The sequence below is a fragment of the Psychrobacter alimentarius genome, assembly GCF_001606025.1.
Taxonomy (GTDB): Bacteria; Pseudomonadota; Gammaproteobacteria; order Pseudomonadales; family Moraxellaceae; genus Psychrobacter; species Psychrobacter alimentarius.
Genome location: NZ_CP014945.1, coordinates 2,911,943 through 2,924,266, shown reverse-complemented (window position 1 = coordinate 2,924,266; position 12,324 = coordinate 2,911,943). Strand labels below are relative to the sequence as shown.

General features: G+C 42.6%; 10 protein-coding genes. 7 read left to right on the top strand and 3 right to left on the bottom strand.

Going from position 1 to position 12,324, the window contains the following annotated elements:
- Nucleotides 1-53: 53 nt before the first annotated feature.
- Together A3K91_RS12090 and A3K91_RS12085 are read left to right on the top strand one after the other, a co-directional pair.
- The gene (locus A3K91_RS12090; protein ID WP_062845492.1) at nucleotides 54-1,475 is read left to right on the top strand and encodes an FAD-dependent oxidoreductase; all 1,422 of its coding nucleotides are present in this window, start codon (nucleotides 54-56) and stop codon (nucleotides 1,473-1,475) included.
- A gap of 185 nt (nucleotides 1,476-1,660) precedes the next feature.
- Nucleotides 1,661-2,872: an FUSC family protein gene (locus tag A3K91_RS12085; RefSeq protein ID WP_084387351.1), complete on the top strand. Its 1,212-nt coding sequence runs from the start codon at nucleotides 1,661-1,663 to the stop codon at nucleotides 2,870-2,872.
- Nucleotides 2,873-2,940: 68 nt separating this feature from the next.
- On the opposite strand, the gene A3K91_RS12080 is transcribed toward A3K91_RS12085, so the two are convergent.
- On the bottom strand, nucleotides 2,941-4,077 hold the full coding sequence (locus A3K91_RS12080) for an ABC transporter substrate-binding protein (RefSeq protein ID WP_062845490.1): 1,137 nt from the start codon (nucleotides 4,075-4,077) through the stop codon (nucleotides 2,941-2,943).
- 576 nt (nucleotides 4,078-4,653) lie between these two features.
- Between A3K91_RS12080 and A3K91_RS12075 the strand changes: the two genes are divergently transcribed.
- Nucleotides 4,654-4,917, top strand: a complete 264-nt coding sequence (locus A3K91_RS12075; RefSeq protein ID WP_062845489.1) for a hypothetical protein — start codon at nucleotides 4,654-4,656, stop codon at nucleotides 4,915-4,917.
- A 23-nt stretch (nucleotides 4,918-4,940) separates the two neighbouring features.
- Here A3K91_RS12075 and A3K91_RS12070 read toward each other — a convergent pair whose 3' ends face one another.
- Entirely contained in the window at nucleotides 4,941-5,765 is an 825-nt protein-coding gene (locus A3K91_RS12070) for a Cof-type HAD-IIB family hydrolase (RefSeq protein ID WP_228139867.1), read from the bottom strand.
- Between the two features lie 373 nt (nucleotides 5,766-6,138).
- Here A3K91_RS12070 and A3K91_RS12065 point away from each other — a divergent pair, with 373 nt between their 5' ends.
- The 3 genes from A3K91_RS12065 to A3K91_RS12055 all read left to right on the top strand — a co-directional run bounded on the left by A3K91_RS12065 (nucleotide 6,139) and on the right by A3K91_RS12055 (nucleotide 8,217).
- Nucleotides 6,139-6,711, top strand: coding sequence for a hemerythrin domain-containing protein (locus A3K91_RS12065; RefSeq protein ID WP_062845488.1), 573 nt, complete (start codon nucleotides 6,139-6,141; stop codon nucleotides 6,709-6,711).
- 196 nt (nucleotides 6,712-6,907) lie between these two features.
- Entirely contained in the window at nucleotides 6,908-7,381 is a 474-nt protein-coding gene (locus A3K91_RS12060) for a BLUF domain-containing protein (protein ID WP_062845487.1), read from the top strand.
- A 353-nt stretch (nucleotides 7,382-7,734) separates the two neighbouring features.
- Nucleotides 7,735-8,217: a BLUF domain-containing protein gene (locus A3K91_RS12055; RefSeq protein ID WP_062845486.1), complete on the top strand. Its 483-nt coding sequence runs from the start codon at nucleotides 7,735-7,737 to the stop codon at nucleotides 8,215-8,217.
- Between the two features lie 194 nt (nucleotides 8,218-8,411).
- Here A3K91_RS12055 and parC read toward each other — a convergent pair whose 3' ends face one another.
- Nucleotides 8,412-10,727: a DNA topoisomerase IV subunit A gene (parC, locus tag A3K91_RS12050; protein WP_062845485.1), complete on the bottom strand. Its 2,316-nt coding sequence runs from the start codon at nucleotides 10,725-10,727 to the stop codon at nucleotides 8,412-8,414.
- A 341-nt stretch (nucleotides 10,728-11,068) separates the two neighbouring features.
- Here parC and A3K91_RS12045 point away from each other — a divergent pair, with 341 nt between their 5' ends.
- Nucleotides 11,069-12,274, top strand: coding sequence for a YfbK domain-containing protein (locus tag A3K91_RS12045; protein ID WP_084387349.1), 1,206 nt, complete (start codon nucleotides 11,069-11,071; stop codon nucleotides 12,272-12,274).
- Nucleotides 12,275-12,324 lie beyond the last annotated feature (50 nt).

Sequence of the window (12,324 nt, the reverse complement as noted above, 5' to 3'; positions counted from 1 at the left end):
GTTTGACTGAGTATCGCTGGCTGTCACCGCCCACTATAAAAGAGATTTTTACCATGGCAAAACGCTTAGAAAATAGTTTCCAATTTTTAGATGTACCAAGGTTCGATCCGGCGAAAAAAGACATTGCCACGCGCTCAACGGAATTTGTTGAAATTTACAAACCGTTTGAGAGCGAAGCCGTATCACAGCAGTCGCATCGTTGTCTTGAGTGTGGAAACCCTTATTGTGAATGGAAATGTCCTGTACACAATTATATTCCCAACTGGCTTAAGCTTGCGACCGAAGGACAAATCTTTCAAGCAGCAGAGTTGTGTCATCGTACCAATACGTTGCCTGAGGTCTGTGGTCGCGTTTGTCCGCAAGACCGTCTGTGTGAAGGCGCTTGTACGCTCAATGATGGTTTTGGCGCTGTGACGATTGGTAATGTTGAAAAATATATCAATGACACAGCCTTTGCCTTAGGCTGGCGTCCAGATATGTCGGATGTGGTTTGGACGGACAAAAAGGTTGCCATCATTGGTGCAGGACCTGCAGGACTCGGTTGCGCAGATATTTTAGTCAGAAATGGCGTTAAGCCAGTCGTCTTTGATAAGCGTCCAGAGATTGGCGGCTTGCTGACGTTTGGCATTCCAGAGTTTAAAATGGAAAAAGACGTGATGCGCAATCGCCGTGTCATTTTTGAAGGCATGGGCATCGAATTCCGTCTTGAAACAGAAATCGGTACAGATATCAGTATTGATGAGCTATTGAGCGATTATGATGCAGTCTTTATGGGTATGGGAACCTATACTTATATGCGCGGCGGTTTTGCGGGTGAAGAGCTAGAAGGCGTTTATGATGCGCTAGACTATCTGATTGCCAATGTGAATCGCTGTAACGACTGGGAAAAAAATCCTGAAGAGTATATCGATTTCAAAGGCAAAAAAATTGTGGTATTGGGCGGTGGCGATACCGCCATGGACTGTAACCGCACTAGTATCCGTCAAGGCGCCGAAAAAGTGGTCTGCGCCTATCGCCGCGATGAAGAAAACATGCCAGGCTCGCGCCGTGAAGTGGTCAATGCTCGCGAGGAGGGCGTTGAGTTCTTATTCAACCGTCAGCCAACTGAAATCATTGGCTTGAATGGTAAAGTGAATGGGGTCAAAGTTGTCACAACCCAATTAGGCGCACCTGACAACCGTGGGCGTCAACGCCCTGAGCCAATTCCCAATTCAGAAGAAATCATTCCTTGTGATGCGGTGATTATGGCCTTTGGTTTTAGACCGAGTCCCGCTGACTGGTTTGAGTCGCAGCAAGTGTCGATGGACAGTTCTGGTCGGGTTTTGGCTCTTGAGTCACAGACCTTTAAGTTCCAAACCAATAACCCGAAAATATTTGCGGGTGGCGATATGGTACGTGGGTCTGACTTGGTGGTTACAGCGATCTGGGAAGGTCGTGAAGCGGCAGAAGGTATCCTTGATTTCTTAGAAGTATAAGTAAAGGCTTTTCACTTAAAGTAGTTATGAGTTTTGACCTCAAACGTCTTTTGTCTTTTAATAGGCAAAAGACGTTTTTTTTTGAGAATGGCTTTGTAAATACAGACGTGGCTGCTAGCATGTTCACTTGTAGCTTTTCATTTATCTTCCTGATTCTAACCATCAACTAACAAGAGTGGTTTTGTGTGAAATTACCTATGTGGCAACGATTTACCGCACCGTTTATTGAGCCTTATGTTCGCTATCAGTATGCGGATGTGTTGCATGCCATACGTTTGGGTGTGGCAATAATACTGGCGTTTTTAGCGAACAAACTTACCAATCTTCCTCATGGAGAATGGACAACCATTACGGTCTTTATCATATTGGGCTTGTTACAGTATCAAGGGGCGATCTATACCAAGGCAAAAGAGCGAGTACTTGGTACATTGTTCGGTATTGTTACCGCACTTGGTGTGCTTTGGTTTACTCACAATGTCGGCGCGTGGTTATGGGTAGATTATGCGCTCATTGGCTTGCTCAGTGGCATCATTGGCTATTTGGCAATCAGGCAACTTGGGTACACAGGGTTACTGACGGGTATCACTATGCTGATGATTGTCTCAGATTTGGGCCATAGCACTATCGCTCAAGATGGGATTTACCGTGTCCTTAATATTTTAATTGGAACCGGTGTTGCGGTAGCAGTGACGTTGATTTTGCCCCTAAAATCCACCTTGATGTGGCGCTTTTTATTGGCAAGTAACCTTGAGGCCTGTGGCAGTCTCTATGCAGGCGTGGGCAATCACATTGACGCCGCAGAAGGTATAACCGATAGCGCTGCCAAGCAACCAGATACAGTCGCTTTTCCCGCTAATGATGTGCCCGTTGATAAAGTGCTGGTCACCTCATTACAGCAGATCAATAAGCGATTACTGGCGGTACGTCCTCATATCGCAGCAACTGCGAGTGAATCAGGCATCAAAAAAGAGACCTTAGAGACCATTCAGCGTACGCATCGTAATATTATTGGAACCATCGATTTGTTGTTAAGTGCGGCACCGCGCTTGGCCAATATTGAGATCGATGACGAAAACCATACGCTGTTGATTCATTATCAGCATGAGCTAACTCAGGCTATGCAACATATGGCAGCCGTGCTGCGTAGTCCAAGTGATGAGATGTTTCGTCCCATTACGCGCATTACTGTATCAGAATACCCAAGCGTCCATCACTTAGCATTTGAGTGGCAGGGATACTTTTGGTTAACCAAGACTTTGCAAGCGCAGTTGCAACAGTTGAGTGACTTGTTGCAGACCACCAAGCCGCATTGGTATGCCGCTTCAGGTCTGGGCTATCAGCGTCGTGAGCAGCGAAAAATAAAGCAGCAAGGCGGTGAGACAGATTTACATTTATAAAAAAACGCTGACTTTTTAAGTCAGCGTTTTTATTTTTACCGGTATTATTAAGGGTGCAGCAGAAGGGATTAACGCCCCGTTTTTAGCTTGTCCCAATACTGCTGATACACTTGCAAGGCTTCATCACCCACATCTTCTTGGAATTCAGCTTTGGCCAATACTTCTTTACTTGGATAAATCGTTGCGTTGTTGCGCACACTTTCGTCCATAAGCTCACGCGCTGCTAGATTCGGTGAGGCATAGCCAATCTCTTCACTGACGATCTTGGCGACTTCAGGACGCAATAAGTAATCGATAAACTTGTGCGCCGCATCGACCTGTTTGGCATTTTTTGGAATAACGAAATTATCCATCCACAAGATTGCGCCTTCAGTGGGATATTTATAAACCAAACTGGTCAGACCTTCATCATTTGCCATGACCGCTTCGCCGTTCCAGCTCATACCAAGTGCCGTTTCACCTTCAATGTAGGGCATACGCGTTGCATCAGAATTAAAGGTTTTAACATTTGGCATCAAGGTCGTCAGCTTATCATAAGCGGCTTTGATCTCATCAGGGTTGCTGCTATTACCTGAATAACCCAGCGTCAATAATGTCATACCGAATACTTCGCGTACGTCATTGGTCAACATCACCTGACCCTTATACTCAGGACGCCATAGGTCGTTCCAGCTGTTTACCTTGCTAGCATCAACCGTATCACCATTGATTGCCAAACCGGTACTACCCCACATATAAGGAATCGAATATTTATTCTCAGGATCAACTTTGGTATTGGTAAATGAGGTATCTAGGTTTTTAAAATTGCTGAGTTTGGATTTATCCAGCTCTTGCAAGAGACCTTCTTTGGCCATCTTTTCGACATAATAGGTCGATGGAATAGCAAGGTCATATTGACTGGAGTCATCGAGCAACTTGAGCTTGGCGTACATGGCTTCATTTGAGTCAAACGTGGTGTAATTCACGTTGATACCAGTCTCTTCCTCAAAGCCATCCAAAACCTCTTGTGGCATATATTCTGACCAGTTATACAAGTTAAGCGTCACATCGCTCGCGGCAGCACTACCATCAGCCGATGCATTATCAGAGTTGCTACAGCTGGCAAGTGCCAAACCCACTGTCATAGCCAACAAGGCTTTTGGCAACGTGCGACTGAGAGAGGCAGTAGCGCTAAGGGATAGGTGGGACGAGGATAAATGGGTCAAAATTTCTCTCCTAAAGAAGGTAGTACAAATGGATAAAAGCTTATGAACAATAAATCAGTAAATACAAGCAAGTAACCCTACTATTATGGTCATTGTCCTTTGATTTTTAAAGGGGCAAGGTCAATAACGCCAGTATGCAATCGTGCTACCGTGCTACGATAAGTTCAGACTTAGCTTCAGCCAAATGCTTATCGTTGTACTGGATCCTGTCTTTAATTCAATCGATAGTCATATAAATGGACTAAATTCTGCCAATTTAGCACTGCTTATGGCCTTTGATTTGAGTGCAGCTATTACTGGGTATTCTATTGCGGTCGATGGTGGTTCGACGATGCCATAGCATTGATTTTGAACGCTTGATAAACCAATAAATGCTCGATATAGTTAGCTCAAAACAAAAAAGATATATTTGAAACGGTTTTCTATTGGCATGAATGTTTGGTACTTGCTTTATACTTTGTACTATAGGGTCTCATACTATTTATTCCAGCATTGCCGTACTTTTTAAAATGAATCAACGATAAGCCTTACACAACGAAGAAGACAGTTAATTGATTTTGATAAACGAGAGATGAAATGGACAATCGTAGACTTGCTGGCATGATCACTATTCTTATAGGTCTGTTCGGTATTATCGCCTACCTAAATGCGGGTAATGGAACGCCAGTAGAAAGCTGGCCATTAGAGGCTTATCTTAGTATGGCCGCTAGTATTGAGACACTAACGAGCGTATCGACAACGTTGGTTTATGTTCTCACAGTTGGGCTGTTGTTTTTGATTATTACAAGACTTTATAAAACTGGTATTTGGGCTTATGATCAGATGGCTCGGCGAGGATGAGTGCTAATGCGCGCCTAAAATTTCTACGCTATACAAAACTGACCTAGCACCGCCTGTATGCCAAACTCTTCAATCGTTCCTGTGACAAAATCTGCTCGCTCGATTAGGGCAGGTTTTGCGTCCCCCATTGCTACCGCAAATCCGACCAGATCAAACATCTCAAGATCATTCATACCGTCACCAAATGCCATGCACTCGCGCACATCCACACCATAATACGCACACATGTCTTTGATACCGCGCGCTTTGGACGCCTCAATTGGTAGAATATCAGCACCGATATGATGCCAATGTACCAACTTCAAGTCATATTTCTCAAAATCGACCTCTTGCATTTTGTCTTCTTGATCATTGAAAAATACGGAACACTGATAAACCGTATTTGACTTGTAGTACTCTGGGTCAACGATAGAGTTGGGCGTTCTGGCATTATAGTCACGCAAACGCTCGTTTTCATCTGACCATACAATATGCGTCGCTGAGTCAAACTTGTGAATAAGGTTGCTCTGTTGGCAAAGATAAGAAATCTTATCCGTCTGCTCAGCATTCAATGGATAATGGCTAATCATGCCACTGTGATCAAAGCTATATTGACCATTCATACAAATAATCGCATCCAAAATATCGGCATCCAGCAGTGCCAAAATATCATCAGGCAAAATGGCTTTCGAGCGTCCAGTTGAAATCACCAGCTTAATGTCCGTCTCTGCCAGCTGCTCAAGGGTCGCTTTATTATGTTCAGCGATAATTCCATTACGGCTCAAAGTATCATCGATATCAAAGAATATAATTTTAGGCGTGGTTATCTTATTCATCATCTCTCTTGCAATCTTATCTTTAATAAACATGATTATCCTTCGTGATTTCCACCCAGGTGCGAGGGTGATAAAAATTCAATTAGCCACATTTATGGCGTTTGGTTGCTTATCGGTATGGGTTTTATCGTACCGTTTCATCAATTGTAAGTGATAAAATTTTTGACTAGATTGTGTAACGCATCGACAATTGGTTGTATTCAGTCAAACAATCGCACAGGCTATGGTTGATTTTATCGCCGCTGGCTCTATATATATTCTACATATTTACCTATGATGTTTTAGTAAATCTAATTAATATTTTCAGATTATCAAACTTTAAGTTGTTTATAAAAGTATTGATGAATCATGTATGAGTGCTGATAAAGAGATCGAATAAGCAAAACCAATTTATAAGGATAATACCATGACGGCCTTTACTCAGAAATTGAATCCTCAAGAAGCCTTATCACCGCGGCATCCTAATAGTCGCCTTCAAGCAGATTGGCTATTTTTATATGACAAACTGCCACCGGCTCAATGGTTCAGCGCAGAGTATGTCTATAAAACGTCTGGCTGGTTAAATATTCATGCTGATATACGTAAACGTCAGCATATTTTGACGCAGATTAGTGATGCCTATCATTCTGGTAGTATTGAATGGTCAGAATATCGCGTGCAACTCTTACCACGAATCAATCAGTATATTATGAAATTACATCATCACCATAATATCGAGGACCAAGCGTATTTTCCATCGTTTATTCGTATGTACCCGCAGCTAAAATCAGGTTTTGAGATACTGGATCGAGACCATATACACTTGGATGCAATATTAAATGAGCTGCAAGTATTAAATGGAAAGCTTGCAATCAGTGAAGCCGAAGACAAAGCACTGGGCGAGCAATTGCACAAGACCTTGATTGACGTCAGCAATCTATTGTCTCAGCATCTAACAGATGAAGAGGATTTGGTGATTCCTATTTTGGGTTTGAATTGAATGTATGAGTAATCATAGAATAAACGTTCTAATTATTGATATAATATATTCACATATTTTAAAAAGCATTTAAGTGGAATGGTCGGGATGTTATAAAAATACAAAAACATGGCAAAAGACGAAAAAATGTTATTGCGTGTATTTAGTATTAAATAGTATCTTAATCTAAATGAATTTCTTATAAATAGGATTTCTGATGCAGACAGACACTCGCCATACTTCAGAAAAGCATAAGAGAAATGGAGAGCATATTCTCATTAGCCTGACATATATTGCTAAAAAGACTGACAAAAATTCAGGTGTGGAGTTGGCTCGTGCTCTTGAGCATTGGCGCAGATACTTTGAAAAAAGTAACATAACCTCAGCCTTGGTCGTTAACGATAATTATTTTATTCAAAATATTCAAGGTTCAAGACCTGCTATCAATCATGCTTTGGCAAAAATAATTAGTGAATATTTAGAAATCTCACCCAATGTGATCGAAGTTGAAGAAATAGAGGTACGCAAGTGGGATAAATTTTTAATTAAGCATCTGACCTCGAGCGTTGAAGATGAAGAATATGCGCTACAACATTTTTCAGCAGGTGCTGACTTTAATCCCTATTTGATGAAAAGTACTCAGATTAGACATTTTCTAAATGCCATTTTTGCAGAGGATAAAATTGTATAGTAGCTTAATTGAAGCTAGAGATCGGTTTTGATTAATTATTTTTAATAAGGAGCATTTGATAATTGCGCTGTCCTGTCGCCCAGCATTGTAGGAATACACTACTCATATCTTTTAATAATTAGCATAACGCTGCTGCCTTGACTGAGCCAGCTTTCTATCACCATTGCCCTATAATAAATGTCATCATATTATTTTTTAATATAGCCATGTTTCCTTTATAAAAACGCTAATGGCAGACTATAAGACGGTCATTAGAATACAAAAACATAGTAAAAGACAGACAAACGTTGTGGGCTATATTCCGCTTTAGACGTTATCTTGATTAAATGAATTTTTTATATACTGGACCCCTTATGCAGACAAACACTTGCCATACTTCAGAAAAGCATAAGAGAAATGGAGAGCATATTCTCATCAGCCTGACATACATTGGTAAAAATAGTGAAAAAAATAACGGCGTAGAGCTGACTCGCATACTTGAACAGTGGCGAAGGAACAATGAACAAAGCGATATAACGTCAGCGCTGGTTATCAATGATGATTATTTGCTTCAAAGTATAGAAGGGTCAAGACCTGTTATTAATGAAGTTTTAGCAAAACTGATTAATGAGTATTCGCACCTTTTACCTCATATCGTTGAAGTCAAAGAAATAGAAGCACGCAAGTGGGATGGTTTCTTAATAAAGTATTTAACCTCAAGCGCTGAAGACGAAGAATACGCCCTGAAAAGCTTCTCAGCAGGTGCTGACTTCAACCCTTATCTCATGAAAAGCACACAAATCACTAGCTTTATAGAAGCAATATTTGAAGATACTGAATCTAGGGCGTGTCCCTAATTCAAACATTTATCACCATTTTTAGAATAGGGACACGGCCTAGTAAATTTTAAATGGGTAGTATTTGCTCACTATTTTGTCAGCTGCTTTAGCTGATGTAAAGAAGCCGCCTATATGGTATCTATAGGCGGCTTTTTGATGGGTCATAGCTGGACTTTTAACTCAGCTTTGCAAAATTTAAGCACTGAAATTCACTATCCAACCTCAACACTCGTCACATTCTGAAAGCCTCTTGGCAACTGGCCGCCGCGATTACCACGCGTGCCTGTATAGTTGGCCAAGTCATTGGGCTTTAGCGTCACATGGCGTTTACCAGCGGTAATGACAAGGCTGTCTTGCTGATTCAGTGGAGTGATCGCAAGGACTTCTTCACCGTCTTTTAGTTTAATCAATTTGTTGCCTTTACCGCGTGCTTGTTCAGGCAAATCATCAAGAGCAAATATCAGTAAGTATCCTGCGTTGGTCACAACAGCGAGATGGTCTGGTGCCGCGTTTGCACGACTGCTGGTTGCTTCACTATTGTCACTACTATTAATCATATTTGCTAGCACATCGATACGCGCAACTGGTAGCAAGCGACTATCAGTTGTTAAAGTAATGATGTTTTTACCCGCTTTTTGATTGCTATCGAGATTACCAAGCGTATTGATAAATCCATAACCTGCTGAGCTGGCGAGAATGATACGTTGATCATTATCACCTGTTAATAACTGCTCAAAGCTGGCACCTGCGGGCGGCTTCAACACGCTGGTGAGCGGATCACCTTGACCGCGCGCAGAAGCAAGGTTGTGTGCATCAATGCTGTAACTGCGTCCGGTGCTATCGAGCACGTAGATTTTTTCATTAGATTTACCGCGTACATGTGCCTGATAAGCATCGCCTGAGCGATAGCTCATACCAGCCGCATCGACATCATGGCCTTTGGCGGCACGAATCCATCCTGCTTTTGATAGGATGGCGGTCACAGGCTCGCTTGGCACCAAGTCAGACTCTTTTAGTGCTTGCGCTTCTTCGCGTTCTGCCAATGGTGATACACGCTCGTTACCATGTTCTTTCATATCGGCAGTCAGCTCATCAATCATCAGATTGGTCAGACTGTCTGGATTGTCCAAGTACTCTTGAATGATGGCGCGTTCGGCGGCCAGCTCATCTTGCTCGCGGCGCAACTCAATCTCTTCTAATCTTGCCAACTGACGCAGACGAATATCTAAGATGGCATTGGCTTGAATGTCAGTCAGATCATAATCTTGCATCAACGTTGCTTTTGGATCGTCTTCTTCACGAATGATACGAATGACTTCATCAATATTAAGATACGCAATTAGTAAACCTGCAAGGATGTGCAAGCGCTTATCGATTTTGTCGAGGCGAAATTGCAAACGGCGCGTGACGACAGAGCGGCGGCAGATGAGCCATTCTTCTAAGATTTCTTTCAGGTTTTTGACTTGCGGCTTCCCGTTTAGCCCAATCATATTCATGTTGACGCGGTAATTGCTTTCTAGATCCGTGCTGGCAAATAGATGACTCATGACGCGCTCGACATCGACGCGCGCTGATCGCAGCTCAAGTACGATACGGCAAGCGTTTTCATGATCTGACTCATCATGAATGTCAGTAATCCAAGGCAATTTTTTGTCGGTCATGAGCTTGGCGATTTGCTCTTGAATCTTGTTGCCTGAGACTTGATAGGGAAGTGCATCAATGATGACGAGGTTTTTTTCTTTGCTATCGATATGGAACGTGGCCCGCATTTTGTAGCTGCCACGGCCACTCTCATACATGGCTTGCAAGTCTTTTTTACTGGTAATGATTTCGGCTGGCGTTGGCAAGTCAGGTGCTGGTATTGACTGAGTTAACTGCTTGACGGACAGCTCAGGGTTTTTGAGCAAACGAATGGCTGCGCGTACCACTTCATTTAAATTATGCGGCGGTATATCGGTCGCCATACCAACGGCGATACCTGTGGTACCGTTTAATAAAATATTGGGCAAGCGGGCGGGTAGAGTGGTTGGCTCTTGCATCGTACCGTCAAAATTATCTTGCCAGTTGACTGTTCCTTGTCCAAGCTCTGCGAGCAAGGTATTAGCATAGGCAGACATTTTGGCTTCGGTATAACGCATCGCCGCAAAGGATTTTGGATCATCAGGACTGCCCCAGTTGCCTTGACCAGTAATCAGCGGATAGCGGTAGCTAAACGGCTGTGCCATTAGCACCATCGCCTCATAACACGCACTGTCACCATGTGGATGGTATTTACCTAGTACATCACCAACCGTACGCGCTGATTTTTTTGCTTTGGCAGAAGACTTTAAGCCAAGCTCACTCATGGCATAGACGATACGGCGCTGTACTGGCTTGAGACCGTCAGCAATATTGGGCAACGCCCGATCCATGATGACATACATGGCATAGTTGAGATAGGCTTGCTCAGTGAATTCCGCCACCGAGCGCGTATCCATGGGTTCACTTGGAATGATTGGGTCAATCGTATGATCAATAACATCGGACATAAAATAGGATTCACTTTTGAGTTTTAATAGGTATTAATAAATGGGGCAAGTAGACAATAAGGATAGTGCTATCGTAAAGGATATTGCGGCAATTAAAAAGGTGCAAGTCAGAATAGACGACAATGCATGACGTGCTCATATCGTTTTAAACCATACTCTGAACCGCACTTTAATCAATAGCTTTTAGAAAATAACTTAAGTATAGTTAATCTAAATATTTTTTATCATGTTACTTATGAACGTAAAATCTAGCGATGTGATATAGCCATTTTCTCTACACACCTATTATCTGTTTTTTAAAAAATACGGTGTGACTGGGTGGCACAAATTATCATAAATAGATGAATACGGACAATTCATCATTGATCTATGTGACTTATGGAGTATTTGCTATGCCGCCTGTCTGTTTATCACAAAAATATCCTCATTACTTAACAAAAGGTGCGCTGTTGGCCAGTATGGTTATCGGTGCGGGGCTGAGTGCTTGTAGTTCATCTCAAATGACTCCGCCAGTATCAGAACCGAGTAGTAGCACGATTAATCAAGAGGCGGCTAATCAAAGTGCTGTTGACTCAATGAGCGTTGTGGCATCAGAGCCTGTCATGACTATGCAAAATGCTGTAAGCAGTAATATGCTGATACGCGCGGCGCCTCAAATGGGTATTCGTCCACTACCAAGTATCAACATAGCGCCCCAAGAGCGCGACAATTATCAAAAGAGTGAGGCCAATCCTGTACATCGTACTACAGAGATGGCGGTTTCTACTTTATCTATTGATACTGATACGGGCAGTTATGCCAATGTACGTCGCTATCTGAATGAAGGTCGACTACCGCCTGTCGATGCGGTGCGAGTGGAGGAGTTGATCAACTATTTTCAATATCAGTTTGATGATGGTAAACGCCTTAATAATGCGCCCTTTGTGGTGGCAACTGACGTGGTCGATTCGCCATGGGACAGGGCAGATCAGGATAACAAGATCGTCAAAGTTGGTATCAAAGCAGTTGATAGTAATTGGTCTAAAAATAGCAATGCGCAGTCGATGCCACCTGCCAACCTCGTATTTTTGGTCGATGTGTCGGGCTCTATGTCCTCTCTCGATAAGCTGCCATTGGCGCAATCCTCTCTCAAATTACTGACAGAGCAGATGCGCGCAGAAGACAGCATCAGTATCGTCACTTATTCTGGCAGTAACAACAGCAAGTCTAGCACCCAAAACACACAGAATGTAAATGAGTTGGCCTATCTAAAAATTCGCTATAAAGCACCAGCAGGCGGCGGCTCAAAGCTGCTCAGTCAACCGATTTATAAAACCAGTCGTGCGTTAAATAGTGCCAATATCGATACGCAGTTTGCGGTGGCAGTAGCAGGTTTTGGTCAGCGATTAACTCAAAATGAATACATCAATGATTGGCAGTATGCTGATAGTAAAAAACTGGCGAGTAGTGTGCTTGCTCGTCAACCAAGCAGTGATAAAGACGGCATACGTCGCAATTTTGTCACTTTGACAGAGCTTGCTACGGTACTTGATGGTAACAAGTCATAAACGGCAATAAGTCATCAATAAAGACATAAGTGTATGCATGAGATTTATAA